This window comes from Paraburkholderia guartelaensis, from assembly GCF_004353905.1.
In the GTDB taxonomy this organism is placed as follows: Bacteria; Pseudomonadota; Gammaproteobacteria; order Burkholderiales; family Burkholderiaceae; genus Paraburkholderia; species Paraburkholderia guartelaensis.
In genome coordinates this window covers 142,776-168,673 of record NZ_SMOD01000005.1, presented here as the reverse complement: position 1 = coordinate 168,673, position 25,898 = coordinate 142,776, and the positions used below count along the sequence as shown (strand labels likewise).

The 25,898-nt window shown below is 65.5% G+C and carries 21 protein-coding genes; 14 read left to right on the top strand and 7 right to left on the bottom strand.

The features are described from left to right. Positions 1–394: 394 nt before the first annotated feature. From E1N52_RS08605 to E1N52_RS08595, 3 genes are all read left to right on the top strand, one after another. Positions 395–1,477, top strand: coding sequence for a sigma-54 interaction domain-containing protein (locus tag E1N52_RS08605; RefSeq protein ID WP_133181914.1), 1,083 nt, complete (start codon positions 395–397; stop codon positions 1,475–1,477). Between the two features lie 343 nt (positions 1,478–1,820). Next, complete coding sequence (locus E1N52_RS08600; protein WP_246089002.1) at positions 1,821–2,333, top strand: hypothetical protein; 513 nt, start codon at positions 1,821–1,823, stop codon at positions 2,331–2,333. A gap of 5 nt (positions 2,334–2,338) precedes the next feature. Next, positions 2,339–2,896 (top strand): hypothetical protein, encoded by a 558-nt coding sequence (locus tag E1N52_RS08595; RefSeq protein WP_133182177.1) that lies wholly within the window; start codon positions 2,339–2,341, stop codon positions 2,894–2,896. A 79-nt stretch (positions 2,897–2,975) separates the two neighbouring features. On the opposite strand, the gene E1N52_RS08590 is transcribed toward E1N52_RS08595, so the two are convergent. Both E1N52_RS08590 and E1N52_RS08585 read right to left on the bottom strand, forming a co-directional pair. After that, positions 2,976–4,325 carry an ABC transporter ATP-binding protein gene (locus tag E1N52_RS08590; protein WP_133181910.1) on the bottom strand — a complete coding sequence of 450 codons (1,350 nt, stop codon included), beginning with the start codon at positions 4,323–4,325 and terminating at the stop codon, positions 2,976–2,978. A gap of 40 nt (positions 4,326–4,365) precedes the next feature. After that, positions 4,366–6,129 (bottom strand): ABC transporter permease, encoded by a 1,764-nt coding sequence (locus E1N52_RS08585; protein ID WP_133181908.1) that lies wholly within the window; start codon positions 6,127–6,129, stop codon positions 4,366–4,368. 761 nt (positions 6,130–6,890) lie between these two features. On the opposite strand from E1N52_RS08585, the gene E1N52_RS08580 reads away from it, so the two are divergent. Next, on the top strand, positions 6,891–8,570 hold the full coding sequence (locus E1N52_RS08580) for a GGDEF domain-containing protein (protein WP_133181906.1): 1,680 nt from the start codon (positions 6,891–6,893) through the stop codon (positions 8,568–8,570). Positions 8,571–8,747: 177 nt separating this feature from the next. Continuing rightward, positions 8,748–9,014 (top strand): double-stranded DNA-specific endonuclease, encoded by a 267-nt coding sequence (locus E1N52_RS08575; RefSeq protein ID WP_028207711.1) that lies wholly within the window; start codon positions 8,748–8,750, stop codon positions 9,012–9,014. A 178-nt stretch (positions 9,015–9,192) separates the two neighbouring features. On the opposite strand, the gene E1N52_RS08570 is transcribed toward E1N52_RS08575, so the two are convergent. Together E1N52_RS08570 and E1N52_RS08565 are read right to left on the bottom strand one after the other, a co-directional pair. Continuing rightward, on the bottom strand, positions 9,193–10,509 hold the full coding sequence (locus tag E1N52_RS08570; protein WP_133181905.1) for an ATP-binding protein: 1,317 nt from the start codon (positions 10,507–10,509) through the stop codon (positions 9,193–9,195). Next, on the bottom strand, positions 10,493–11,224 hold the full coding sequence (locus E1N52_RS08565; protein ID WP_028207713.1) for a response regulator: 732 nt from the start codon (positions 11,222–11,224) through the stop codon (positions 10,493–10,495). The genes E1N52_RS08570 and E1N52_RS08565 overlap by 17 nt, the downstream gene beginning before the upstream one ends. 234 nt (positions 11,225–11,458) lie before the next feature. Here E1N52_RS08565 and E1N52_RS08560 point away from each other — a divergent pair, with 234 nt between their 5' ends. After that, a complete protein-coding gene (locus E1N52_RS08560) occupies positions 11,459–12,031 on the top strand; it encodes a Spy/CpxP family protein refolding chaperone (RefSeq protein ID WP_133181903.1) in 573 nt (190 codons plus the stop codon). A 106-nt stretch (positions 12,032–12,137) separates the two neighbouring features. Here the strand turns inward: E1N52_RS08560 and E1N52_RS08555 are convergent, their stop codons facing one another. Next, positions 12,138–12,836, bottom strand: coding sequence for a pirin family protein (locus E1N52_RS08555; RefSeq protein WP_133181901.1), 699 nt, complete (start codon positions 12,834–12,836; stop codon positions 12,138–12,140). 435 nt (positions 12,837–13,271) lie between these two features. Between E1N52_RS08555 and E1N52_RS08550 the strand changes: the two genes are divergently transcribed. The 5 genes from E1N52_RS08550 (at position 13,272) to E1N52_RS08530 (ending at position 18,286) form a co-directional block, all read left to right on the top strand. Continuing rightward, positions 13,272–14,048 (top strand): ABC transporter substrate-binding protein, encoded by a 777-nt coding sequence (locus tag E1N52_RS08550; protein WP_133181899.1) that lies wholly within the window; start codon positions 13,272–13,274, stop codon positions 14,046–14,048. Positions 14,049–14,300: 252 nt separating this feature from the next. Then, entirely contained in the window at positions 14,301–14,990 is a 690-nt protein-coding gene (locus tag E1N52_RS08545; protein WP_028207717.1) for an ABC transporter permease, read from the top strand. Between the two features lie 19 nt (positions 14,991–15,009). Continuing rightward, positions 15,010–15,732, top strand: a complete 723-nt coding sequence (locus tag E1N52_RS08540; protein WP_133181897.1) for an ABC transporter permease — start codon at positions 15,010–15,012, stop codon at positions 15,730–15,732. Positions 15,733–15,751: 19 nt separating this feature from the next. Beyond that, entirely contained in the window at positions 15,752–16,534 is a 783-nt protein-coding gene (locus E1N52_RS08535; RefSeq protein ID WP_133181895.1) for an ABC transporter ATP-binding protein, read from the top strand. Positions 16,535–17,113: 579 nt separating this feature from the next. Next, entirely contained in the window at positions 17,114–18,286 is a 1,173-nt protein-coding gene (locus tag E1N52_RS08530; protein ID WP_133181893.1) for a porin, read from the top strand. Between the two features lie 199 nt (positions 18,287–18,485). Here E1N52_RS08530 and E1N52_RS08525 read toward each other — a convergent pair whose 3' ends face one another. Further along, positions 18,486–18,824, bottom strand: coding sequence for a P-II family nitrogen regulator (locus E1N52_RS08525; RefSeq protein ID WP_027795598.1), 339 nt, complete (start codon positions 18,822–18,824; stop codon positions 18,486–18,488). Between the two features lie 75 nt (positions 18,825–18,899). Then, on the bottom strand, positions 18,900–21,011 hold the full coding sequence (locus E1N52_RS08520; RefSeq protein ID WP_133181891.1) for an NAD(+) synthase: 2,112 nt from the start codon (positions 21,009–21,011) through the stop codon (positions 18,900–18,902). Positions 21,012–21,258: 247 nt separating this feature from the next. Between E1N52_RS08520 and E1N52_RS08515 the strand changes: the two genes are divergently transcribed. The 3 genes from E1N52_RS08515 (at position 21,259) to E1N52_RS08505 (ending at position 25,855) form a co-directional block, all read left to right on the top strand. Further along, positions 21,259–22,431 (top strand): GNAT family N-acetyltransferase, encoded by a 1,173-nt coding sequence (locus E1N52_RS08515; RefSeq protein ID WP_133181889.1) that lies wholly within the window; start codon positions 21,259–21,261, stop codon positions 22,429–22,431. A 91-nt stretch (positions 22,432–22,522) separates the two neighbouring features. After that, on the top strand, positions 22,523–22,843 hold the full coding sequence (locus tag E1N52_RS08510; protein WP_133181887.1) for a GIY-YIG nuclease family protein: 321 nt from the start codon (positions 22,523–22,525) through the stop codon (positions 22,841–22,843). Positions 22,844–23,002: 159 nt separating this feature from the next. Then, a complete protein-coding gene (locus E1N52_RS08505) occupies positions 23,003–25,855 on the top strand; it encodes an EAL domain-containing protein (protein WP_133181885.1) in 2,853 nt (950 codons plus the stop codon). Positions 25,856–25,898: the final 43 nt, after the last annotated feature.

The window sequence follows — 25,898 nt, the reverse complement described above, 5'->3', positions numbered from 1 at the left end:
CTCTCCCAGATACGCCTCGTCAAAGACGGAAGACGCGCGAGTTGACTCGGATGGCATCGCCGGGGGCGTGGCCGATGCGCCGCCCCTATCAACGCAGACGGCGCCGTGCTCTCCAAGTTCCGCAGCACGATGCGTGCCACGCTTGAACGCGGGTGCCTGGACAGGTCCATTGCCCTGTCATGCGCGGCAGTGGTTAAATGTTTACGCGTTAACGAGCAAAACCTCGAGCCAACCTCGGAGACGAAATACCTCGCGGCCGTCGGAGCGGCAAGTTCCGCACCTGTCCTGGACGGCCAGCCCCGGATCGCAGGGCCAGTTCGCCGATACGCGCAGAAGCATGCCGATGCGCGCAGAAGAGAACGCCCCGCACTACATTTGCAGGACGAACATCCCTATGGCGTCAATCGAGCCGGGCTCGCCCGCCGCCACAAAACGAACCAGCACGAACACCGGAAATGCCGCACCGGACGCGCAGGCGCGCGTCGCGGGATTGCAGTCGTACGGTCTGCTGTACGGCTCGTCGGCGGTCATGCTGGACCTTTATGCACAGATCGAGCGCGTGGCCGTGACCGAGGCGACGGCGCTCATCGTCGGCGAATCGGGCACGGGCAAGGAACTGATCGCCCGCACGATCCACGCGCACAGCGAACGCCGCGACGGTCCGTTCATTCCGGTCAACTGCGGCGCGATTCCCGACGAGCTGATCGAGGCCGAGTTGTTCGGTCACGAGAAAGGCAGCTTCACGGGCGCCGTGCAGGCGCGCGACGGTCACTTCGAGCACGCGCGCGGCGGCACGCTGTTCCTCGACGAAATCACCGAGATGTCGCTGCTGCATCAGGTGAAGCTGCTGCGCGCACTCGAAACCGGCGAGTACTTTCCGGTGGGCGGCAACGAAGCGATTCGCGGCGACGTGCGCATCATCGCCGCCACCAACCGCGACCCCGTGACGGCCGTGAAGGAAAACTGCCTGCGCGAAGACTTGATGTACCGGCTCGCGGTGTTTCCACTGCGCGCGCCGCCACTGCGCGAACGCGAGCGCGACCGTGAACTGCTCGCGCAGCATTTCCTGACCGAACTGAACGACCAGGAAGGCACGCAAAAGGCGTTCAGCAAGCGCGCGCTCGAAACCGTGCGCAACTGGTCGTGGCCCGGCAACGTGCGCGAACTGAAAAACGCCGTGTACCGCGCGTTCATCCTCGCGGAAAAGGTCGTGGAGATCGCGCATCCGCAACTGGTGCCGCGCGTGAAGAAACCCGTCACCCAGGGCGACGCCATGAGCGTCTGGATCGGCACGCCGCTCGCCGATGCGCAAAAGCAGATCATTCTCGGCACGCTCAAGTATTGCGGCGGCGACAAACGTCTCGCGGCGCGCACGCTCGGCGTGAGCCTCAAGACGCTCTACAACCGGCTCGGCAGCTACGGCGCCGATGATGGCGAAGCCGAAGCGCCCACCGACCCGGACACGAACGAAGCCTGATCCCCCACCCCACGCCTGAGCCGCGGCACGCTCGTTGCGCGGCGAGGCGTGAGTCGCGCGGCGGGCCGATCAAAGATCGGCCTGCCGTGCACGCCCTTTTGCAATTTCTTGCACTTTACCTATCCCCGTGAGCAATGCCGTGTTGCACAATCCGCAGCACGTTAAGTAAGCAAAACATGCTGGATATCCGCGCAATGCGGCGCTATCCGGCTAGCGGCAGGGAATCATCATGCAAGAACGAAGTGCTCGGGCGCACGTTGCGCCATCGGTGTCAGAGGCGGTCATGGAAACGATTGCCGGTGTGACCCCGCTCCCCTGCGCTAACGCTCGCTGGCGACGCGTCATGTCGCTCACGCTGCTCGCCACCGTGGCGAGCCTCGCGTGTTCGGCCTGCAGCTCGCTCTACTCCGAAGGCGCGCAGACGGGCGCCGGTATCGCCGGCGCGGCGGTCGCTTCGAAAGTGACGAGCAACGCCGCCGTGGCGACCGGCATCGGCCTTGGCGCCGTGGCCGCGGCGAAGGCCGGCGTGCAGTACTCCGAGCGCGTCGTCCACACCAACACCCAGAACAGCATCGCCCACGCGGCGGGCCCGCTCGAAGTCGGCGGGGTCGCGCCATGGTCGATCACGCACTCGTTCCCGATCGAGGACGACGAGCACGGCCGCGTCACGGTGAGCCGCACGATCAGCAGCGGCGCGCTCGACTGCAAGGAGATCGTGTTCTCCGTCGATCACGATGCCACGAAGGACAAGCCCGCCTCGAGCGCCTTCTTCGTCGCTTCGGTGTGCCGCGACGGCGACAACTGGAAGTGGGCCTCGGCCGAACCCGCCACCGCCCGTTGGGGTGCGCTGCAATGAACGGCATGAACGCGCGCGCGAGGCGCGCACGGCACGTTGCAACCGATTCGTCGACGTCTCGCCCCGCGAGGCTCATCGCGCTGGCCGCCCTCTGCACGGGCATCGCGCTCGCGGCGAGCGGCTGCTCGTCGATCGGCGCGGCAAGCGGCGCCGCCGCCGCTGCGGCCACGGGCATCGTCACGGCGAATCCTGCCGTGGGCATCGGCGTGGGCATTGCCGTGCAGGCGGCCACCGACGAAGCCGTCGGCCGCTTCATGAAGAGCATGCATGCCGACCAGCAGGCGCTGATCGCCGAAACAGCCGGCCGCCTGCCCGTGGGCGGCATGGACATCTGGCGCGTGAAGCACGAACTGCCCGTGGAGAACGGCCACGGCCAGGTACGCGTGACGCGCGCGTTCGCGAACGCGCTCACGCTCTGCAAGGATTTCGTGTTCTCGGTGCAGGACGGCGAGAAGGCCGACGCGCCCGAGCAGTGGTTCACCGCGAGCGCCTGTCAGGACCAGTCGGGCTGGAAGTGGGCCACGGCCGAGCCTGCGGTGGAGCGCTGGGGCACCCTCCAGTAACGGCGTCCCTGAATGAAAAAACGGTCGCGGGGTGAACTCACCCCGCGACCGTTTTTTATGCTCGTGAACCGCGCGTCGCTCAGGACTCCACGTCTTCGAGACTGAAGATTTCCGACTGGTCGTTATACGAGAAGATCTCGCCATAACGGCCCCAGTCGATCACGGTGTCGAGCGTTTCTTCCGCCGCACCGTCGGAGAGAAAGTCCTCCAGCTCCTGCTCGAAACGCACGCGCGGCGCGCGATGGCCCGGGCGCTCGTTGAGCACCTTCTTGATCCGCGCCGCGAGCGGCACGTGGCGCAGCAGATGCTCGGCGAACATCATCTTGCGCTCCTGCGTGCCGAATTCCGCGAACACGCGCGCGGGCGGCGTGAGGAGCACGTCGCCTTCGCGCACGTCGGCGAAACCGAGGTTCTGCAGCACTTCCGCGATCGGGAACAGATCGTCCACTTCCAGATGCAGCGAGCGTGCGATTTCCGGCATGTCGGCGCGGCCGTGATACGGCGCCATCGCGAGCGTTTCGATCAGACCGGCCATCAGGTTGGTCGACACGCGCGGCAGCCAGCTGCCGAGTTCGAGGCCCTTCTTCGTGGTTTCGTCGGTCTGACGCGCGGTCATCTTCGCGTAGATCTCGTCGACGAGCTTGCGGAACACCGGATCGAGACGGTTGCGCGGGTGCTTGAACGGCACCTTGATCTCGGCCACCACGCGGCCCGGATTCGACGAGAGCACGAGAATGCGGTCGCACATGAACACCGCTTCCTCGATGTTGTGCGTGACGATCAGAATCGACTTGATCGGCAGACGCCCTTGCGTCCACAGGTCGAGCAGATCGGTACGCAGCGTTTCGGCGGTCAGCACGTCGAGCGCCGAGAACGGCTCGTCCATCAGCATGAGATTGGGATCGACCACGAGCGCGCGCGCGAAGCCCACGCGCTGACGCATGCCGCCGGAAAGCTCGCGCGGATAGGCGTTTTCGAAGCCGTCCAGACCGATCAGGTCGATGGCCGCAAGCGCGCGCTCGCGCCGCTCGCGTGCGCCGACGCCCTGCGCCTCGAGGCCCGCTTCCACGTTCTGCAGCACGGTGAGCCACGGGAACAGCGCGAAGGTCTGGAACACCATCGCCACGCCTTCGGCCGGCCCTTCGAGCGGCTTGCCGCGCCAGGTGACGTCGCCGGAGGTCGGCGAGATCAGGCCCGCGATGATGCGCAGCAGCGTGGACTTGCCGGAGCCCGAGCGGCCCAGCAGCCCGACGATCTCGCCCTCGCGCAGCTGGAGGTTGGCGTCGTCGAGCACGAGCAGCTCGCCCTGGGTCTTGTTGAAGCCCCGGCACACGTCCTTGACGTTCAGAATTTCTTCGCCGAGGCGCGGCGGGTTCGGGGCCGTCTGCACATCGCCGTGCGCGGCGCTCAGCGTCTTGGGGTTTTGCATCGCGTTACCTTCGATCATTCGTTGTTCGATCAGTCGTCGATCAGTCGAGCCGCAGACGGGACTCGGCGTACGTGTACAGCGGGCGCCACAAGAGGCGGTTGAACAGCGTAACGAAGAGCGACATCACGGCAATGCCGAGAATGATCTTCGGGTAATCGCCGGCCGCCGTCGTCTGCGCGATGTAGGCGCCGAGGCCGTGCGCGACGACCTTCGTGTCGCCCCACTGCACGAACTCCGCGACGATACTCGCGTTCCACGCGCCGCCCGAAGCCGTGATGGCGCCCGTCACGTAGTACGGGAAAATGCCCGGCAACATGGCCTGACGCCACCACTGCCAGCCGCGAATATGGAAGTTCTTCGCCGCTTCCTTGTAGTCGTTCGGATAGGCGCTGGCCCCTGCGATCACGTTGAACAGGATATACCACTGCGTGCCGAGCACGATGAGCGGTGACAGCCAGATGTCAGGGTTCAGGTGAAAGCGCACGATGACGATCACGAACACCGGGAACAGCAGGTTTGCCGGGAACGCCGCAAGGAACTGTGCGAGCGGCTGAACCTTTTCGGCGAGCGCCGGGCGCAGACCGATCAGTACGCCAAGCGGCACCCAGATCACCGATGCGATGGCGATCAGCAGCAGCACGCGAACGAGCGTGATGAAGCCGAGACCGAGCACGTGCCAGACCTCGTCGAGCGTCACGCCCGTACGCACGAAGGCCACGACGCGCCACACCACGAACACGGTCAGGGCGATCACGAGCACGGCCCACACGGCGTCGCCGATGCGGGCACGCAAGCCGCCGCGGCCGCGCGCTACGGGCGCGGCGCGCGACACGTTCGGAAACGACGGCAGCTGGATCGGCATGCGCGCCGCCTTGGCGAAGAGCCAGCCGAGCGGCACGAGCAGTTGATGAATGAGATGGGTGCGGCGAATGAGGTCGAGCAGCCACGATTCCGGGGCGTCGCCCGAGCTCGTGTTCTCCATGCGGAACTTGTCGGCCCACGCCACGAGCGGGCGGAACAGGAACTGGTCGTAGGCGAGAATCACCACGATCATCGCGAGGATCACCCAGCCCACGGCATGCAGGTTCTTATCCGAAATCGCCTGCGCCAGGTACGCGCCGATGCCCGGCAGCGTGATCGTGTTGTTGCCCACCGTGATCGCTTCGGAGGCCACGACGAAGAACCAGCCGCCCGACATCGACATCATCATGTTCCAGATGAGCCCCGGCATCGAGAACGGCACTTCGAGCTTCCAGAAGCGCTGCCACGCGGTCAGGTGGAACCCGCGCGAGACTTCATCCAGATCGCGCGGCACCGTGCGCAGCGACTGGTAGAAGCTGAACGTCATGTTCCAGGCCTGGCTCGTGAAGATCGCGAAGATCGCCGCGAGTTCGGCACCGAGCACGCGCGACGGAAAGAGCGCGAGAAAGAACGTGACGGTGAACGAGATGTAGCCGAGCACCGGCACCGACTGCAGGATGTCGAGAATCGGCACGAGCACCTGGCCCGCGCGGCGGCTTTTCGCCGCGAGCGTGCCGTACACGAGCGTGAAGATGAGCGATGCGACCATCGCCGCGAGCATGCGCAGCGTGGTGCGCATGGCGTACTCGGGCAGGTTGGCCGGATCGAGCGAGATGACCTGGGTCTTGAGCGTCGCGATGGGCGCCATGGTCTGGTGAAAGCCCACGGCCGCCATCGCGATCAGGCCGATCATCAGCGGGAACGCGACGAAGTCCCAGCGGTTCGGCAGCACGCGCCACGCCGAGGCGTTGGCCGTGCGGTTCAGGTTGAAGCTGAACTCCATTCAGACGCCCTCCGCGCCGGGTTTCAGAAAGGCGGACGACGTATCGTCCGTGCCGCCGGACAGGCACTGCACAAGCTGCGGGGATGGCGGATCGACAAAGGCAAGGCGCATGGACTCAGAATTTCGTTGGCGTTGATGACACGGCGACGATGCCGCGGTGGTACGCACCGCCCGCGCCGCAGTTGCTGCTGGCAACTGGCGGCGGGCGACTGGGCTTGCCTCGACTGAAACGGCACGACACTACTACAACCTTGATGACACTAACAACCGCGCCCCGCGCGCCGCGAAAGCCAGACCACACGGGCTTTCGAGGCGCTTTCGCCGGCCTTCTGGAGAGCTTCCAGAACGCGCAGCGCGCGGCTTCTGCACGTCATCGTGATGACGCATCGATGACGCCTTGATGACACAACAACGCCGCGTCTGCCTGCGCTTCTGCCTCATTCGGGCCGCCAACGCCAGTGGGCGTCGCTTGCGCGCCACACGCCGGCCACCGCGCGCGAAGCCGTGCTGACCACGCTTGCGTGCCCTCCACCCGGCTCACCGCCGCGTACTGCCGTGCTGACGGCATGCTGCTTGCATGTTAGCGATCCACGCTCACACCGCCGCCCGCTCGCGCCGGCTCGCAACGCCGCGCTGACGCTTCGAGAGCGGGCTCGCCAGCGCGGTTCGAGGGGTAAAATCGACACGCTCTATCAGTGGCGCTCCGACGCCCATGGGCGCCGATCCCCACGCCTCACTACCACTCGCGAACCAGAAGGCCGATGAACAGGAGACTCTTGCGCCAGGCAGCCGGACCCCTCGGGGTCGTGGTGGTCGCGCTCGTCTGCTGGGCGGCGGCCGACTGGCTCGCGGACCGTATGGTCCGCCAGGAGTTCGAGGCCGCGCTCGCCGCACAGCGCCAGATGATGCGCTCGGTCGTGGACAACATGGCCGAAGTGATCGCCAGCGACCTCGCCATGTCGCGCGCCATTCCGGCGACGATGGCCGAAACCCGCGTCGTCCAGCAGGCGATTACCGAGGCCGCGCATTATGCCGCGTCGAGCGATTCGACGGAACTGGCGCGGCGCAAGGAACTACAAGGCGTGCCCGCGCTCGCCGGCGTCGACCGCTTCCTCCACGACGCCCAGGGCTTTTCCGGGCTCGATGCGATCTGGCTCGTCAACGCGAACGGCATCTGCATCGCGTCGAGCAATGCGCTCGAAAAAATCTCCTACGTCGGCGTGGACATGCGTCCGCGCGCGTATCTGAACGACACGCTGCTCGGGGCGTTCTCCGAAGCCTATGGCGTGGGCACGGCAAGCGGCGAGCCCGGCATTTTCGTCGCCGCGCCCGTCTATGACGACGGCCTGCTGGTCGGCGCCGTCGTCGCGAAGGTCAGCATCGCGCGGCTGCGCCACTGGGTCACCCACCCGGGCACCTTCGTCGCGGACAACAACGGCGTCATCATCATGGCCCACGACAGCGCGCTCGAAGGACGTGCGATGCCAGGCTCGCACGTCGCCGAAATGAACGCGGTGGACCGCGTGAACACCTATCTGCGCGAGCACTTCGCGCCGCTCGAGCTGCGCCCGGCATCGAAAGCCGCGTTGAGCGAAGCGTCCTGGATCCCGCGCGCCGACGCTGCGCAAATGATCGCGTTGCCGGGCCAGCGCTCGCCCGCCCTCTACGAACAGCGCGGCGGACTGAACTCCGGGCTCTCGGCGCATCTCGTGGATCCGGTCAATGCGTGGTCCGAGCTGATCGCGAACCATCGGCGCGACCGGCTCCTCATTTTCCTCACGCTCGCGGGCACGGCGGCGCTCGCGGCGGTGATCTCGGTCTCGTGGGTGCGCGAGCGGCGTCTGCATCACGCGAGCCGCGATCTCGCCGGCCAGTTGCAGGCCGCGAACGCCCTGCTCGCCGCCGAGGCGCGCCACGACGCGCTGACCGGCGCGCTCTCGCGGCGCTATTTCCTCGACCTGCTGCGCCGCGAGATCGACGTGGCCTACGCGGCAGGCAAACCGCTGTGCATGGCGATTGCCGACCTCGACTACTTCAAGCAGATCAACGACCGCTTCGGCCACCCGGCGGGCGACCGCGCGCTTCAGCATTTCGTGGAAACCTGCCGCGCCGAACTGCGCGCCGACGACGCCGTCGGCCGTCTGGGCGGCGAGGAGTTCGGCATCCTGCTGCCCGCGACCTCGCTCGTCACCGGCCTCGCCGTGCTCGATCGCCTGCGCGAGCAGGTGGGCAAGCGCATTTGCGTGGAACTGCCCGAGGAAGCGAGCGTGAGTGTGAGCATCGGCGTGACCGAACTTGCCGCCTCGCAGGATCAGCCCGAGCGTCTGATGAGCCGCGCCGACCTCGCGCTCTACATGGCGAAGGCGGCCGGACGCGACCGTTGCGAGGCCATGACGGCCGAGGGCGTCGTGCCGCCGCGCGCCGCGGCGCCGACCTGGTGAGTGCACGAGGAGTTGGCTCAACCCATCACACGAGGGATGCCCGTACCAGGCTGCGGGGCTCGCCCGGCTCAACCGGCGAGGCGCGGTATCATGGGATGAACGGTGCGCGCCAGTCCATCCGGTGCGCATGAGTCAAACCGCGCCACTTCGGTGTTCCGCACAAATCTGGAGGCATGCATGAAGGGAAATCTGGTCATTGTCTGCCGCGATCAGGATGCGCTCGCGTTCGACCAGTTGATGGTCGAGTACGGCGCGTTCCAGACGCGCCTGTCATCGACCGCGTGGTACCTGAAACTCGACGCCACGCCCGAGCTGATTCAGGAAGAGATTCTTGCCCGCCTCGGCAAGTACACCACGCACTACATCTTCGAGGCCGACACCGTGACCTACAACACGGTGGACAACGAGGCCGCCGCCGCGCTCGACACGCTCTTCACGGCCTGAACGTCCGCGCCCAACCTGACCTCGCGCAATCCGGCGTCGCCAAGGCGGCGCCTTCGGGCGGAACGTCAGGTCAAACCTGGTCGATACCAGCGCAATACCAGCTCGGTACCAGGTCCAGCCCATCCGGCCACGCCCCACCTGTTCGGTGCGGGCTCCCGCCAAACCATTCCAGTGCGATTTACCAGATCTGCGCCGCTTCGGTGACGGTGCGCTCCACCACGTCGAACGCAAACGTCATGCGCACCGCGAGACCGCCGCTCTCGCCGTTGCCGATCGAAAGCTCGCCGCCCGCGCGGCGCACGAGCCGCTCGACGATCGCGAGGCCGAGGCCGCTGTGGCCGTTGCCGCCGCGCGCGGGGTCGAGGCGCACGAACGGCCGGCTCGCCTGCGTCAGTTCCTGGTCGGGGATGCCCTTGCCGTGGTCGCGCACGGTGAGCGAAAAACCCGTCGCGCCGCGCTCGCTCTCGATGACGACGGGCGGTGCGCCATACGCATGCGCGTTGTCGAGCAGGTTCGAGACCACGCGTTCGAGCGTGGCCGCGGGCAGACGAAACTCCGGTCCCGCACGCAGACGCGTTTCGATCGCAATCGTCTCGCCGCTCGCCGTGCGGTGGTTGCGTGCGATGCGCTCGCACTGGTCGTCGACCTCGACGGGCTCGCTGCGATCGGCGCCGTCGTGCGCGAACACGAGGAACTGGTCGACGATGTGCGCCATCGACTCGACGTCGCGCACCACACCGTCACGCACTTTTTGCTCGTCCATCATTTCGGCGCGCAGACGCAGCCGGGCGAGCGGCGTCTTGAGATCGTGCGCAACGCCCGCCAGCATGACGGCGCGGTCTTTCTCCGTGCGCTCGACTTCCTTGACCATCTGGTTAAAGCCCAGCGTGAGCTGGCGCAGCTCGCGCGGCCCGCGCTCGGGCACGGGCGGTACGGGCTCGCCGCGGCCAAAGCGCCCGACGGCCTGCGCGAGCGCGCTCAGCGGCTGCTGCAGCATCCACGCGGCAACGAGCGCGGCGATTACGGCAGTGGCGAAAATGGTGATGACCCAGGGGAAAAACTTGTCGAGCGGCCGCATGATGCGCAGCGGCTGGCCCGGCAAGACGATCCAGCGGGCGTCCTGCGGCCCGCGCACCCAGAGCGTGGGCGGCCCGCCGGGCGGCCCGACGCGCACGTCGGTGCCGGGTGGCATGCGCTCGCGCACGTCGTCGATGAAACGGCGCAGCGGCTCGGGCATGCGCTCGGTGACCGGCGGCACGGCGGGACTCGCCGGATCGACGAGTTGCACGCGCGAAGGCAGCGGCTGGTCGGGCTCGCGCTCGACGTGCTGGCGCACCGCGTCGACGAGGAAGGTCGCTTCCTCGACGGCGTAGCGCGTTTGCATCTGATTGTGTTCGACGCGCATGAGCGTGAACCAGGCGACATGCGACACCAGCAGAACGCCGATGAAGATGACCGCAAGGCGCCCAAACAGCGAATCAACCGGCCGGCGCATGGTTGCCCTGCTCTCCGTCGGGAACGAACACGTAGCCGCGTCCGCGCACGGTCTGAATGAAGCGCGGCGTGGACGGGTCGCTTTCAAGAATGCGCCGCAGACGCCACACCTGCACGTCGATACCGCGGTCGGTGCCGTCGTACTCGGGACCGTGCAGCAATTCCAGCAGGCGCTCGCGCGTGAGCGTACGCATGGGGTGATTCACGAAAATCTTCAGGAGCGCGAACTCGCTGCCCGACAGCATGATCGGCTTGCCTTCCTGCTGCAGCGTGCGCGACTGGAAGTCGAGCGTGAAGCGGCCGAACGCGTACGGTTCGCGCTGCTCGGGCGCCGCGGCCGAAGGCACCGTGCGGCGCCGGCGCAGCACCGCCTGCACGCGCGCCAGCAGTTCGCGCGGGTTGAACGGCTTGCCGAGATAGTCATCCGCGCCCAGTTCGAGGCCGACGATGCGGTCCACGTCGTCCGCGCGCGCCGTGAGCATGATCACGGGGATGTCGTCGCCGGCCGCGCGCAGCTTGCGCAGCGCGGTCAGGCCGTCGACGCCCGGCATCATCAGGTCGAGCACGATCAGATCCGGGCGCTCGCGCTCGAGCCGCCGCTCCAGCGAGCCGGCGTCGTGCAGCACCGAGACTTCCATGCCCTGGCGCGCGAGATAGTCGCGCAGGAGGTCGCGTAGTTCGAGGTCGTCGTCGACGACAAGGATTTGAGTAGCCATGGGATGAAGTGTAACGCGCGCGCAGGGGCCGTTTGCTTACAGGTCTTCCACCTGGGTTACGAGGTGTTACCGCGAAAGGCGCGTGTAATGTCGCGTAATCTCGGCGGCCCGCCGCGTAACACGCGCTCCCGGACGGGTCGATACGCTAGGGACACCGGTTGCGAGCGCCACCACTTTCCGAAAGCGCCGCGCCAGACCGGATAAAACCCTCATGGATTTGTCAGGAGCATCACCATGTACAAGACGACTTCGCGCCTTCTCGCTATCGCCGCTGCCTCGCTCGCGCTCACCGTGGGCGCCACCGCCGCCAACGCCCAGACCCAGACGACGCCCCCGGGCGGCCCCGGCATGATGCACGGCGGCCCGGGCATGCACGGCGGTCCCGGCATGCACGGCGACTTCATGCTCGGCTTCAAGAAGCTGCACGACAAGCTGAACCTGAACGCCGCGCAGGAAAAGCAATGGCAGGCTGCGCTCGACACGATGAAGCAGAACGGCCAGGCCATGCGCAAGAATCATGAACAGATGAAGCAGCAGTTCGATGCGATGAAGAACCAGCCGATCCTCGACCTGAATGCCATGCACACGGCGCACGAGCAGGTCGAGCAGCAGAACCAGCAACTGCGCGAGCAAACGACGCAAGCGTGGCTCGCCTTCTACAACGGCCTGAACGACCAGCAGAAGACGACCGTGAGCACGGCGATCAAGGAGCGCTTCGCGAAGATGGAGCAGCGCCACGAGCAGATGCGTGAGCGCTGGGAGCAGCACCACAAGGGCGGCGCTTCGGCACCGGCCGCGCAGCAGTAATCGGCACACTCGCGCGCGCAAAAGCGCGACAAAGCGCCGCGGGGTTCACACCCCGCGGCGCTTTTTTCATGGCGCGGGCGACCGCAGGCCGCCGCCGTTCAAAGGCTCACGCGAGATCGAACAGCAGCACCTCGGCTGCTGCGCCGTTTGCGAGCGCGACGCCCGCCTCGGCCTCGATCATCGCTGCATCGCCGGCTTCGAGACGCTGGCCGTTCACGTCGAGCGCGCCGCGCGCAACATGCAGATAGACGCGCCGTCCGGCGGGCACCGCATACTCGACGCGCTCCTCGCCGTCCACGAGAGCCGCGTAGATCGAGGCATCCGACTGCACGGTCACCGAGCCATCACGTCCGTCGGGCGAGGCGACGAGGCGCAGGCGCCCGCGCTTGTCGGCGTCGTCGAAGCGCTTTTCCTCGTAGCCGGGCGCCCCGCCACGCTCGCGCGGGAGCAGCCAGATCTGCAGCAGATGCGCCTCCTCTTCTTTCGAGCCGTTGAACTCGCTGTGCATCACGCCGGTGCCGGCGCTCATGCGCTGCACGTCGCCGGGGCGGATGGTCGAGCCGTTGCCCATGCTGTCGCGGTGTGCGAGCGCGCCGGAAAGCACATAGGTCACGATCTCCATGTCGCGGTGGCCGTGCGCGCCGAAGCCCTGGCCGCCCGCGATACGGTCGTCGTTGAGCACCCGCAGCGCACCGTAGTGCATATGCCCTTCGTCGAAATAGTCGGCAAACGAAAAGCTGTGGTACGAGTCGAGCCAACCGTGGTTGGCGTGGCCGCGTTCGTCGGCGCGTCGGATGGTCAGCATGGCAATCTCCCGTCAATCATGTCGATGTCCGAAGGTAAGGGCGGCGGCCCGCTTGCACAATCCGCAGCGGCGCACCGCATCGTTTCGCCAGCAACATCAATGAGCTGCACTGCCAGCGTCGCCCCGCGTCAGACCCGCACGCCCTCCGGCTTCGGGTAAAATACCGCGCTTTTCGGCCAGCGCGAGCCTGATGGCCCGGGGTGGACACCCCGTGGCGGCAACCCCGCCCCGCCAGCGCGCGCTGCCGCCGTGGCCGGAGTGCGTCGCGCTTTCCGACCCGCATTTTTGATCACCTAGAATGGCGGCCAACGGCCACGAGCCGGTCCGCCTCGCGTCGGCCGCGCGCCCCTTACCGCGCCGCGCCGCCCGTATCAGCCGTGCATGGGAGCGGAGTGAGTGCCAAAAAGGCACTCGCTCCGGCTCGACAGGAGAATGATGAAGAAGTTTGCAGTGTGCGTGGCGCTCGCCCTGATCGCGGGTAGCGCCGCCGCCAAAGAGTGGAAAACCGTGCGTATCGGCGTGGACGCCAGCTATGCGCCGTTCGAGTCCAAAGCGCCGAACGGGCAGATCGTCGGCTTCGACGTCGACCTCACGAAAGCCCTGTGTGCGCGCATGAACGTGAAGTGCGTCTGGGTCGAAAACGACCTCGACGGCATCATCCCGGCGCTCAAGGCCCGCAAGTTCGACGCGATCGTGTCGTCGCTGACCATCACGCCGCAGCGCGCCCAGCAGATCGACTACTCCGCGAAGATGTTCGATGCGCCCGCACGCATGCTCGCGCGCGCGGGCTCGCCGCTGCTGCCCACGCCGGCTTCGCTCAAGGGCAAGAACGTGGGCGTCGAGCAGGGCTCGACCCAGGAAGCGTATGCGAAAGTGCACTGGGCGCCGCAGGGCGTGAACGTGATCTCGTACCAGAATCAGGATCAGGTGTACCAGGATCTGATTGCGGGGCGCCTCGACGCCACGCTGCAAGACGAGGTCCAGGCGGATTTCGGCTTCCTGAAGACGCCGCGCGGCAAGGGCTTCGCGTGGGCGGGCCCGGAAGTGGAAGACCCGGCGACGATCGGCGACGGCACCGCCATCGGCCTGCGCCGGGACGACGCCGAACTCAAGGCGAAGTTCAACACGGCGCTGGCCGCGATTCATGCCGACGGCACGTTCGACAAGATCGCGAAGCAGTACTTCGACTTCGATATCTACAAAGGCAAGTGAACGGGAAAGCACACGCAGGTAAATAAACAACGAGACACCACCGCTCGCGCCTCGCGCCACGGCACCAGAAAAGCCCCGGGGGCTCCCCGATAGACCGCCACCGGGCTTCGTATACAGTCACAGGCGCGCTCACGAGCGCAATCGCATCGGCCGCACACGCGTACAACCGCGCGGCCATGAACGGATTTGAACCGCGGCAGACAAGCGCCGCGCCTTTCGCGGTGTGAGAAACGCACCGTCAAGGACTCGCCCATGTTTCTTCAAGGCTACGGCCCGCTGATCCTCGCCGGCACCTGGCAGACCGTCAAGCTCGCCGTGCTGTCGCTCGCGCTCTCGTTCGTGCTCGGGCTGATCGGCGCGGCGGCCAAGCTCTCCAAAAACCGCGTCGCGCACGGCGCGGGCACGCTCTACACCACGCTCATTCGCGGCGTGCCCGATCTCGTGCTCATGCTGCTGCTCTTCTACAGCATCCAGATCTGGCTGAACAACCTCACCGACATGCTCGGCTGGGATCAGATCGACATCGATCCGTTCCTCGCGGGCGTGGTCGTGCTCGGCTTCATCTACGGCGCGTATTTTACCGAGACGTTCCGCGGTGCATTCCTCGCGGTGCCGCGCGGCCAGCTCGAAGCGGGCCACGCCTACGGCATGACGGGCTGGCAGGTGTTCACGCGCATCATGTTCCCGCAGATGATGCGCTTCGCGCTGCCCGGCATCGGCAACAACTGGCAGGTGCTCGTGAAGTCCACGGCGCTCGTCTCGATCATCGGCCTCGCCGACGTCGTGAAGGCAAGCCAGGACGCCGGCAAGGGCACGCTGCGTTTCTTCTTCTTCACGCTGCTCGCCGGCGCGATCTATCTCGTCATCACCACGGTCTCCAACTTCGTGCTGATGTATCTCGACAAGCGCTACTCCACCGGTGTGCGCAAGGCGGATCTCTGAATCGCGCGAGGCCAAGACCATGCAAGACTTCGTCCAACTGATCCAGCAATACTGGCGCAACTACCTCTACTCAGACGGCTACCATTTCAGCGGCGTGGCCATCACGCTGTGGCTGCTAGTCATCTCGATCGGGCTCGGCTTCTGCCTCTCGGTGCCGCTCGCCGTGGCCCGCGTATCGAAGAAGAAGTGGCTCGCCGGGCTCGTGTGGCTCTACACGTACATCTTCCGCGGCACGCCGCTCTACGTGCAGCTGCTGCTGTGCTACACGGGCCTCTACAGCCTCGAGATCGTGCGCAACCATGAACTCACGAGCGCGTTCTTCAGAAGCGGCATGAACTGCACACTGCTTGCGTTCACGCTCAACACCTGCGCATACACCACCGAAATCTTCGCGGGCGCGATCAAGGCGACGCCCTACGGCGAAATCGAGGCCGCGCGCGCCTATGGCATGTCGCAATTCACGCTGTACCGCCGCGTGATCCTGCCTTCGGCGCTGCGCCGCGCACTGCCCTACTACAGCAACGAAGTCATTCTGATGCTGCACGCAACGACCGTGGCCTTCACGGCTACCGTGCCGGACATCCTGAAGATCGCGCGCGACGTGAACTCGGCGACGTATCAGTCGTTCGGCGCGTTCGGCATCGCCGCGCTCCTGTACCTGATCATTTCTTTCACGCTCGTGTGGCTGTTCCGCCGCGCCGAGCGCCGCTGGCTCGCATACCTGCGACCGCAAGGCAAGTGAGCCCGCTAAAGGTCAATTGATGAATTCCCAGAAGCAGAAGCTGTTCGTCGACTCCATCCACAAGAAGTACGGCGACAACGAAGTCCTCAAGGGCGTGTCCCTGAAAGCCAACGCAGGCGACGTGATCAGCGTGATCGGCTCGTCCGGCTCGGGCAAGAGCACGATGCTGCGTTGCATCAACTTCCTCGAACAGCCCAACTCCGGGCGCATCGTGGTGGATGGCGAGGAAGTCGCCACGCGCGCGGACAAGCGCACGGGCGCACTTCACCCCGCCGACGCGAAGCAGCTCCAGCGCGTGCGCACCAAGCTCGCGATGGTGTTCCAGCACTTCAACCTGTGGTCGCACATGTCGGTGCTCGAGAACGTGATCGAGGCGCCCGTGCACGTGCTGGGCTTGCCGCGCAAGGAAGCCGAAGATCGCGCACGCACCTACCTGGAGAAGGTCGGTCTCGCGCCGCGCGTGGAGAAGCAATATCCCTCGCACCTCTCGGGTGGTCAGCAGCAGCGCGTGGCGATTGCCCGTGCGCTCACCATGCACCCCGACGTCATGCTGTTCGACGAGCCTACTTCGGCGCTCGACCCCGAACTCGTGGGCGAAGTGCTCAAGGTCATGCAGAAGCTCGCCGAGGAAGGCCGCACGATGATTGTGGTCACACACGAAATGGGTTTCGCGCGCAACGTTTCGAACCACGTCATGTTCCTGCACCAGGGACTCGTGGAAGAGGAAGGCAAGCCCGCCGAAGTCTTCGCCAATCCGAAGAGCGAGCGCCTGCGCCAATTCCTTTCAGGGAGTCTCAAGTAAGACGACTCGCAGAGTCGCCGCCTTGCGGCGGTGTAGTAAAAGTAGTATTACAAGGCGCTTACAGCGCCTTTTCTTTTTTGGCCTTTTACCCTCTAAAAGGCGTCCGTTTATGCCCAAAAACGGCGTTTTTCGCATTACTCCTTGTGAAAACGCCCGTCAATAGTGGCAATCCTGAACTCAGTCATTCGATTGACGTGAGTCCCTTGTCCCGCAAGGTTTTCGACCTGGTTGTAGTACCTCTCTGACCACCATCCAGGAAGACCATATTGCAATTTGACGACATCCCGGGGTGCGAGCACGAATTAGTTCGCCAGCGCGGACCTTTTTTGCTAAATTAGTAACCAAAGTAGCAAAACAAAGTTCATTAAAAGTAGTTTCACTTCAAAAAGAACGGGAGATGCCAGTCAACCAGGGGACCTGCAAGACGACCCAGCCCGGGTCATGCAGCGGCACCAGCCCGTACGCCGGTCCTCGGGGTAATTCTCCCTCACGCGACGATTTCTGTTCGCAGCGCCGCCAAGCGCACGGACGTCTTTCGCAGTACTAAGGTTGACTCTTTGACAGGGTATGGAGGAGAAGATGAAGAAAGCTTTGCTCGCCGCAGCATTGATGTCGGCTGGCGTGATCGCCCATGCACAAAGCAGCGTCACGCTCTACGGCCGCCTCGATATGGGTGTGGCGTATATGAACGGCATTGGCGCCGGCACCGGCGCAAATGGTCAAGCCACCCACGGTTCCAGCCAGGTTCAGCTCGAAAGCGGCTACTGGGGCACCAGCCTCTGGGGCATGAAGGGCGTTGAAGACATCGGTGGCGGCAACAAGGTTCTGTTCCACCTGGAAGGCAGCTTCAGCACTGCGAATGGCTCGCTCGGCTCGGCCGGCTCACTCTGGAATCGCTGGGCAACTATCGGTGTAGCGAACGACCAGTTCGGTACGCTGCTCGCTGGCCGCATGCTGTTCATCTCCAACGGCATTTGGGACTTCGACCCGTTCGGTCAGTCGAACTGGTCGTCGGCTTCGATGGTCCGTGGCCGCAACTGGCCGCAATCGAGCAACAACATTTCGTACCAGTCGCCGAACTGGATGGGCTTCGACGTGTACGGTCAGTACGCGTTCTCGAACGCGACGAGCTGGAACGGCAACGGCTCGACGACGCAAGGTCGCGAAGCTGGCCTGCAGCTCACCTACACGAGCTCGCTGTTCCAGATCCGCGGTCTGTATGACGAAATCCGCAATCCGGACAACGGCCAGCTGGGCGGCGTGTACAACGCGCTCAACGGCGCCAACGCTCCTACCGGCGCAACCAATGCGAACGGCAATGGCGTGTTCGCGTACTCGCGTGACTACATGGCCATGTTCAACCTGTTCCTCGGCTCGTTCAAGGTTCAGGGCGGCTACGAAGCCATCCGTTCGTCGGGCATGAACCCGGGCATCATCGGTCAGCCGACCACGCTCGACCACGAGTGGGGCGGTGTGACGTGGCAAATGACGCCGGCTGCAGCGCTGATCGCAGCGGTCTACCACGTCAATGCTAACAACGGCGGCGGCAACGCTACGCTGTACACGGTCGGCGGCTCGTACAACCTGTCCAAGCGCACGCTGCTCGACATCCAGGCTGGCACGGTGCAGAACAGCAAGACGGCCAACTTCGGCCTGAACGCCAACAACTTCGGTACGGCGGCTGCCACCGGCAACCCGGTCCCGGGTCACAGCCAGGTTGGCGTGTACGCAGGTATCCAGCACTCGTTCTAATTTGAAGCGAGTGTAGACAGAACAGCTACATCGACGTTTTCACGCTGCTGCGAGAGGCGCGTATCGGTGCGATGTCCGAAAGGGTATCGCACCGTTTTTTATTCTGGGGACGGCCCGTGCAAGCGGCGCCGTCCCCTTTTCTATTGGTGCATCAGGTGCTTCGTGTACTGCGGAAACCGGCAGTGCAACGCGCGCGGCCTCAGACCGCCGCTTCGTTTTCCTCGCCCGTGCGGATGCGGATCACGCGCTCCACGTCGGTCACGAAGATCTTGCCGTCGCCGATCTTGCCGGTGCGCGCCGCGCCGATGATCGCGTCGATCACCTGGTCGGCCTGGTCGTTCGCGACCACCACCTCGATCTTCACCTTCGGCAGGAAGTCGACCACGTATTCGGCGCCGCGGTAAAGCTCCGTGTGGCCCTTCTGGCGGCCGAAGCCCTTGACCTCGGTGACGGTCAGGCCCGTGAGGCCCACCTCGGCGAGCGCCTCGCGCACTTCGTCGAGCTTGAACGGTTTGATCACGGCAGTAATGCGTTTCATGGCGAACCTCGTCTCGTTATCGGATTTGTCGAAAATTTCAGAACATATCGGGATTCTACGCTGTGCGGCTGAGGCTCACGCCGAGGGCTTGCCCGCAGGCGCCGCGCTCAACCCGCCCGCTTCGTCAGGCACGCGCTCCAGATCCGCGAGCCAGACCACCGACTCCGAATCGCTTGGCGCACGCCAGTCGCCGCGTGGCGAGAGCGAGCCGCCCGAGCCGACCTTCGGCGCATTCGGAATGCAGGTGCGCTTGAACTGGCTCTGGCGGAAAAAGCGGTCGAGGAAAATGCGCAGATTGCGCTTGATCGCCGCGAGATCGTACTGATTGCGCACGACCTTCGCGTTCTCGGGCCACGCGCCCGCTTCGCGGTCACCCCACGCGTGGCGCGCGAGGAACGCGACCTTCGAAGGTGCGAAACCAAAGCGCAGCGTGTAGTAGAGGTTGAAGTCCTGCAGCTCGTATGGGCCGATCGTGCTCTCGGTTTTCTGCTCGGGCGCGCCATCGGACTTGCCGGGGATCAGCTCCGGACTGATGTCGGTGGCGAGAATCGCTTCGAGCACGTCGCGGCCGCTCTCCCCGTTCTGGCCAATCTGGCCCGTTTCGGCCACCCAGCGCACGAGGTGCGTGATGAGCGTTTTCGGCACGCTCGCGTTCACGTTGTAGTGCGACATGTGATCGCCCACGCCGTATGTGCACCAGCCGAGCGCAAGCTCGGAGAGATCGCCCGTGCCGATCACGATCGCGTGATTGAAGTTGGCGAGGCGGAACAGGTGATTCGTGCGCTCGCCGGCCTGCACGTTTTCGAAAGTGATGTCGTAGGTTTCCTTGCCTTCCGAGTACGGATGGCCGAGGTCTTCGAGCATCTGCATGCAGCTCTGGCGAATGTCGATCTCGCGCGCCGTGCAGCCCACGAGCGCCATCAGCTCGCGCGCCTGGCGCAGCGTGCGTTCGCTCGTGGCGAAACCAGGCATGGTGTACGCGAGGATGTTCGCACGCGGCAGCCCGAGGCGATCCATCGCCTTCGCGCACACGAGCAGCGCATGCGTGGAGTCGAGCCCGCCCGAGACGCCGATCACCACCTTCTTGATGCCCGCCTGCGAAAGCCGCTGCACGAGCGCCTGCACCTGGATGTTGTAGACCTCGTTGCAGCGCTCGTCGCGCCGCTTCGGATCGGCCGGTACATAGGGGAAGCGCTCCACGCGGCGCGAGAGGGCAAGCGTGTCGCGCTGCCATGCGCCCTCGCCCGCCAGCTCGCATGAAATCACGCGAAACTTCGCGACTTCATCGGCGTGGCGGCGGATCGAATCGCCGAACGTGGTCTGGCGGATGCGCTCCTGCTGCAGCCGCGCGAGATCGACATCGGCGAAGATGAGGTGCGAGTCGTCGGAGAAACGCTCTGATTGCGCGAGCAGCTCGCCGTTTTCGCACACGAGTGCGTGGCCGTCCCAGGCCATGTCGGTGGTCGATTCGCCCTTGCCCGCCGAGGTGTACAGATACGCGGCGAGACAGCGCGCCGACTGTTGCGACACCAGTTGCTGCCGGTAGCCCGCCTTGCCCACCACGACGTTAGATGCCGACAGATTGACGAGCACCGAAGCGCCCGCGAGCGCCGCGAACGACGACGGCGGAATCGGCACCCAGACGTCCTCGCAGATCTCCACGTGAAAGCGCAGACCCGCGACCTGCGGCACCTCGAACAGCAGCGACGCGCCGAACGGCACATCCGCGCCGGCGAGGCGCACGGTGTCGGTGCTCGCGCTATCGGCAGCGCTGAACTGGCGCGGCTCGTAGAATTCGCCGTAGTTCGGCAGGAAGCTCTTTGGCACGACGCCCGCCACACGCCCGCCCGCCACGACCGCTGCGCAGTTGAAGAGCGAATGCCCCGCGCGCACCGGCAGCCCCACGACCATCACGAGCGGCAGCGCCGCCGACGCTTCCACGATTTGCGCTAGTGCGCGCTCGCAGGCGTCGAGCAACGCTTGCTGATGGAACAGGTCGTCGCAGGTGTAGGCCGAAAGCCCAAGCTCGGGGAACGCGACGAGCGCCGCGCCCTGCGCGGCGGCCTCGCGTGCGAGTGCGAGCGTCTCGCTGGCGTTGAATGCGGGATCGGCCACACGGCAGCGGGGCACGCCCACGGCCACGCGCGCAAAGCCGTGCGTATAGAGATTGAAGAAGCGCTCTTTCATTTCGATAACCTTGAGGCGGGCGCGCTGCGCACGAGAGCGCGCGCTCTGACGTTCGGGCTGCTTGATACCGCTTGGCACCGCTTGATGCCGCTTGAGACCGCTTGCGACCGCTCGATGCTGCCTGGCTGACGCCGCTGCACGAGACGCGGCGGCCCTCACCCGCTCGGGACGTTTGCTTTACCATGACCGTTTGCCGCGGCAGGCGTTGCTGAACCACCCAAGCCGCATCCCACGCCAACGGGCACGCATGAAACAGGAACATTTCGATTATCGCACGGGCATCCTTGGCTCACCGTCCGAGGTCGACGCCGCCGAATGGAACGCGCTGCTCGCGCGCCAGGCGCAGCCTACGCCCTTTTTGCGCCACGAATTTCTCTCGGCGCTCGACGCCACGCGCTGCACCACGCCGAACGAGGGCTGGGCCGCGCAATTCGTCACGCTCACCGACACGCGCACGGGCCGCCTCGCCGCCGCCGCGCCGGTGTATCTGAAGGGCCACTCGTACGGGGAGTACGTGTTCGACTGGGCCTGGGCCGACGCGTACAAGCGCAACGGCCTCGAGTACTACCCGAAGCTCCTGTGCGCCGTGCCGTTCACGCCCGTACAGGGCACGCGCCTGATCGCCGCCGACGCAACCGCGCGCCGCCATCTGGCCGCGACGCTGCTCGCCTTCGCCGAGCAGGCCGACGTCTCGTCGCTGCATGTGCTCTTTCCGACCACCGAAGACGCCGAGGCGCTGACCGACCTCGGCATGATGCAGCGCGAAGGCGTGCAGTTTCACTGGCTCAACGACGGCTATCGCGACTTCGAAGACTTTCTCTCCACGCTGGAACAAAAGAAGCGCAAGAACATCCGCGCGGAACGCCGCAAGGTGCACGACGCGGGCGTGACGATGCGGCGCGTGCGCGGCGAGGACATCAGCGACACCGAGTGGCGCTTTTTCAGTCGCTGCTACCGGCAAACCTACCGCGAGCATTTCTCTTCGCCGTACCTGAATCTCGACTTCTTCCGCATGATCGGCGAGACGATGCCGGAGAATCTGCTGCTCGTGATCGCCGAGCGAGAAGGCAAGCCGATCGCGAGTTCGCTCGTGGTCTGGCAGCGCGGCGAGAATGGCCAGGGCGGCACGCTCTATGGCCGCTACTGGGGCGCGCTCGAACACGTGCCCTGCCTGCACTTCGAGACCGCGTATTATCAGCCGCTCGAATTCTGCATCGAGGAAAAGCTCGACGTGTTCGAAGGTGGCGCGCAAGGCGAACACAAGATGGCGCGCGGATTCCTGCCCACCGCCACGCGCTCTGCGCATTGGCTCGCCCATCCGGCGTTCTCCGATGCCGTTGCGCGCTTTCTCGAAAACGAGACGAACCACATTCACGCCTACATGCACGAGCTCAATGAGCGCAATCCTTTTCGTGCGTGAAACACGTGATGCGCGCGTTGCCCGTACATAAAATTCACGCGCGGTGCGTGCTAAAACGCCCTCGCCCATAACGCTCATCGCTTCCAGAAATATGCCGTGGTTCCTCTACATGCTCGAATGCACCGACGGCAGCGTCTACACGGGTATTGCCATCGACGTCGCCGCCCGCTTCGCTCAACACGCGAGCGGCACGGGCGCGCGCTACACGCGCTCGCGCAAGCCGGTGCAGGTGCTCGCGCAATTCGAGTTCGCCGATCGTGCGCGCGCCTCGAGCGCCGAATACTGGGTCAAGCGCCTCACCCCGCGTGAGAAGCGCGCGCTCGCGGCCGGCGCGCGCACGCTCGAATCGGTCCTGCCCCCGCCGCCCCCACTGCCCGCGGAAACGGCCCCGGAAACCGAAGCGCCAGAATGAGCAAACGCCTCGCCAAACGGGCGTTTGCTCTTTTCATCGAATACGCTGTCTAAAGCCTAAAGCCGCCGCAACCCTCGCCGTTATTGCTCACAAGACGCCGGTCTTAGCCCCCGGCGTGCGCTCTCATTTCACCTCGCAAGCCGACGGGACCGGTGAAGCATGAAGAGACCCATTAAAACGGAGACGAGCCGGCTTGCCCCCGGTTGGCATGGATTGCGGCGCACGACCGCGGTCCTGCTGCCGCTATGGCTGCTCGCTGCCGTCATGGCGGTGATCGCCGCGGTCAGCCTCTCGATCATGTCGATCCTGCTTGCCTATGTGGCGGGGGAAAGCAGCTGGTCGAAGGGCCAGAAGGACGCCGTTCACGCGCTGGAACGCTTCGCGCGCACCGGCGACGAGGCGGACTACCACACGTTCCTCTCGGGCATTGCCGTGCCGCTCGGCGACCGCGCGGCGCGGCTGGAGATGAACCGCGCGCAGCCTGACACCGCAGCGATCCGGCACGGTTTCGAACTGGGCCGCATCGCGCCCGCCGACATGGGCGGCATGACCTGGGGCTACCGCACGCTCAAGAACACGCCGTGGATGCGCCCGGCCGTGGCGTTCTGGGAGATCGGCGACCGCTATATCCTGCGTCTTGCCGATACGGGCGAACGCCTGCACGCGCTCGTGCAGGCGGGCAAACTGCATGCGCCGGAATCCGCGAATCTCGTGCGCGAGCTGCGCGAGATCGACAATCAGCTCGCGCCGATCGAAAGCGGCTTTTCCCGCTCGCTCGACGACGCCGCGCGCGCCACGCGCTCGCTCCTCACGCTCGCGCTCGCCGCCTCCGCGATCGTGCTGCTCGGCGTGTTCTCGCAATTCATCCGCCGCGCGCTCGCGCGCAGCGACCGCCTGGAAGCCGAGGTGCGCAAGAACGAGGAGCGCCTCACGCTAGGCTTCGAAGGCATCAACGCCGGACTCTGGGACTGGGAAGTCGGCAGCCGGCAATGCTACTTCTCGAACTGGCTCTACGAGCAGCTCGGCTATGACGTGGGCACGCGCTTCGAAAGCGACACGGGCCTCACCCAGCTCGTCCACCCGGACGACCTCACGCTCGTGCGCCACGCGCTGCGCCAACACCTTGCGCGCGCAACGACTTTTGACGTGGAGTTTCGTCTGCGCACGCTCGCGGGCACCTACTGCTGGTGCCGCGCGCGCGGCCAGGCGGTGCGCGACGCGCGCGGGCGCGCCGTGCGCATGGTCGGTTGCCTGTTCGACATTTCCGAGCTGAGGACGGCCGAAGCGAAGGCCTATACCGAACGCGAACTGGCCGAGGTCACACTGGCCTCGATCGGCGAAGCCGTGATCCGTACCGACGAACACGCACGCGTGACTTACTGCAACGCCGTGGCCGAACGCATGCTCGGCCGCGCGGCCGCCGAGATGCTCGCGCAACCGTTCGATGCGATCTGCGATCTGCGCAACGACGCGCACGAACCGCAGCGCTTCGACATCCTGATGAATTCGCAAGCGACGGGCAACGCAGGCGGCGCGAGTCTGCACGTGATGCGCCCGAACGGCTCGCGCCTCGCGGTCGACTACTCGGTGTCGAAGCTGCGCGATGCGCAACGCCGCGTGATCGGCACCGTCATCGTGCTCTACGACGTGAGCGCACTGCGCGAGCATGCCGCCCGCCTCGCCTACCAGGCGACGCACGACGAACTCACCGACATCTACAACCGCCGCGAATTCGAGCGGCGCCTCGCAGCGTTGCTCGATGAGAGCGCGAGTGCACCTGCCGGACAGCCCGGCCATGCGGTCATGTTCCTCGACCTCGACCAGTTCAAGGTCGTCAACGACACCTGCGGCCACTCGACCGGCGACGAACTGATCCGCCAGGTCTGCCGCGTGCTCAAAAACGAGTTGCGCGGCGAAGACGTCATTGCGCGTCTGGGCGGCGACGAATTCGGCGTCGTGCTGCCGCACTGCACGGCGGCGCACGCGTCGCTGCTCGCGGAGAACCTGCGCGCGGGCATTGCGGCGATCCGCTTCACGGGCGCCGGGCGCATCGTGCAGACGAGCGTGAGCATCGGACTCGTCGGAGACGCGGCGGGTCTCGTTTCCGTGAAGGAAGTGATGAAAGCCGCGGACGTCGCGTGCTACATGGCGAAGAAGAAAGGCCGCAACCGCGTGCACCGCTTTCGCTATGACGACGAGGAACTCTCGCAGACGCACGCGCAGATGGCGTGGGTCTCCGACATCAAGGCGGCACTCGAGAACGGCCAGTTCTGCCTGTTCGGACAGAAGATTCTTTCGCTCGCGCAGTTGTCCACATCGGCATCGGCGGCCGACGACACGCACATCGAACTGCTGCTACGCATGCAGTCCGCCTCCGGCGCGCTCGTCGAGCCTTCCGCGTTCATCGGCGCGGCCGAGCGCTTCGACCTCATGCCGGCCATCGACCGCTGGGTGATCGCGAGCGCGTTCGCGATGATTGCCGAAGGCACGCACGATTACGGCACCTGGTCGATCAACCTCTCGGGCGCCTCGCTCGGCGACGAGCAGCTCGCCGACTATATCGAGGAGCAACAGCGCATCTGGTCGATCCCGTTCGAGCGCGTGTGTTTCGAGATCACCGAAACCGCCGCGATCACGAACCTGGACGAGGCGATCACGCTCATCGAACGCCTGCGCGCGCAGGGCTGCCGCTTCGCGCTCGACGACTTCGGCGCGGGCATGTCGTCGTTCAACTACCTCAAGCATCTGCACGTCGACTATCTGAAGATCGACGGCAGCTTCATACGCGGCATCGTCGACAGTCCGCTGGACCAGGCCATCGTGCGATCGATCAATCAGGTCGCGCACGCGGCGGGCAAGCTGACGATCGCCGAGTGCGTGGAGGACGCCGCCATCGTGGACTGGATGGTCGCGATGGGCGTGGACTACGCGCAGGGCTACGGCGTGGGCAGGCCCGCTCGGCTCGACATCCTGCGCGGGCCCGAACTGCGCGACGTCGCCGCAGTGGATTAATCGAGCGCCCATAAAAAAACCGCACGGCTTTGACAAGCACGTG

Excerpts from the sequence above, each read along its gene's own strand:
- E1N52_RS08505 (WP_133181885.1), top strand. The coding sequence starts at position 23,003 with ATGAAGAGACCCATTAAAACGGAGACGAGCCGGCTTGCCCCCGGTTGG.
- E1N52_RS08565 (WP_028207713.1), bottom strand. The coding sequence starts at position 11,224 with ATGGCTACTCAAATCCTTGTCGTCGACGACGACCTCGAACTACGCGAC.
- E1N52_RS08530 (WP_133181893.1), top strand. The coding sequence starts at position 17,114 with ATGAAGAAAGCTTTGCTCGCCGCAGCATTGATGTCGGCTGGCGTGATC.
- E1N52_RS08600 (WP_246089002.1), top strand. The coding sequence starts at position 1,821 with ATGTCGCTCACGCTGCTCGCCACCGTGGCGAGCCTCGCGTGTTCGGCC.
- E1N52_RS08555 (WP_133181901.1), bottom strand. The coding sequence starts at position 12,836 with ATGCTGACCATCCGACGCGCCGACGAACGCGGCCACGCCAACCACGGT.
- E1N52_RS08510 (WP_133181887.1), top strand. The coding sequence starts at position 22,523 with ATGCCGTGGTTCCTCTACATGCTCGAATGCACCGACGGCAGCGTCTAC.
- E1N52_RS08570 (WP_133181905.1), bottom strand. The coding sequence starts at position 10,509 with ATGCGCCGGCCGGTTGATTCGCTGTTTGGGCGCCTTGCGGTCATCTTC.
- E1N52_RS08590 (WP_133181910.1), bottom strand. The coding sequence starts at position 4,325 with ATGCAAAACCCCAAGACGCTGAGCGCCGCGCACGGCGATGTGCAGACG.
- E1N52_RS08525 (WP_027795598.1), bottom strand. The coding sequence starts at position 18,824 with ATGAAACGCATTACTGCCGTGATCAAACCGTTCAAGCTCGACGAAGTG.
- E1N52_RS08595 (WP_133182177.1), top strand. The coding sequence starts at position 2,339 with ATGAACGCGCGCGCGAGGCGCGCACGGCACGTTGCAACCGATTCGTCG.
- E1N52_RS08545 (WP_028207717.1), top strand. The coding sequence starts at position 14,301 with ATGTTTCTTCAAGGCTACGGCCCGCTGATCCTCGCCGGCACCTGGCAG.
- E1N52_RS08580 (WP_133181906.1), top strand. The coding sequence starts at position 6,891 with ATGAACAGGAGACTCTTGCGCCAGGCAGCCGGACCCCTCGGGGTCGTG.
- E1N52_RS08520 (WP_133181891.1), bottom strand. The coding sequence starts at position 21,011 with ATGAAAGAGCGCTTCTTCAATCTCTATACGCACGGCTTTGCGCGCGTG.
- E1N52_RS08575 (WP_028207711.1), top strand. The coding sequence starts at position 8,748 with ATGAAGGGAAATCTGGTCATTGTCTGCCGCGATCAGGATGCGCTCGCG.
- E1N52_RS08550 (WP_133181899.1), top strand. The coding sequence starts at position 13,272 with ATGAAGAAGTTTGCAGTGTGCGTGGCGCTCGCCCTGATCGCGGGTAGC.
- E1N52_RS08560 (WP_133181903.1), top strand. The coding sequence starts at position 11,459 with ATGTACAAGACGACTTCGCGCCTTCTCGCTATCGCCGCTGCCTCGCTC.
- E1N52_RS08540 (WP_133181897.1), top strand. The coding sequence starts at position 15,010 with ATGCAAGACTTCGTCCAACTGATCCAGCAATACTGGCGCAACTACCTC.
- E1N52_RS08585 (WP_133181908.1), bottom strand. The coding sequence starts at position 6,129 with ATGGAGTTCAGCTTCAACCTGAACCGCACGGCCAACGCCTCGGCGTGG.
- E1N52_RS08605 (WP_133181914.1), top strand. The coding sequence starts at position 395 with ATGGCGTCAATCGAGCCGGGCTCGCCCGCCGCCACAAAACGAACCAGC.
- E1N52_RS08535 (WP_133181895.1), top strand. The coding sequence starts at position 15,752 with ATGAATTCCCAGAAGCAGAAGCTGTTCGTCGACTCCATCCACAAGAAG.
- E1N52_RS08515 (WP_133181889.1), top strand. The coding sequence starts at position 21,259 with ATGAAACAGGAACATTTCGATTATCGCACGGGCATCCTTGGCTCACCG.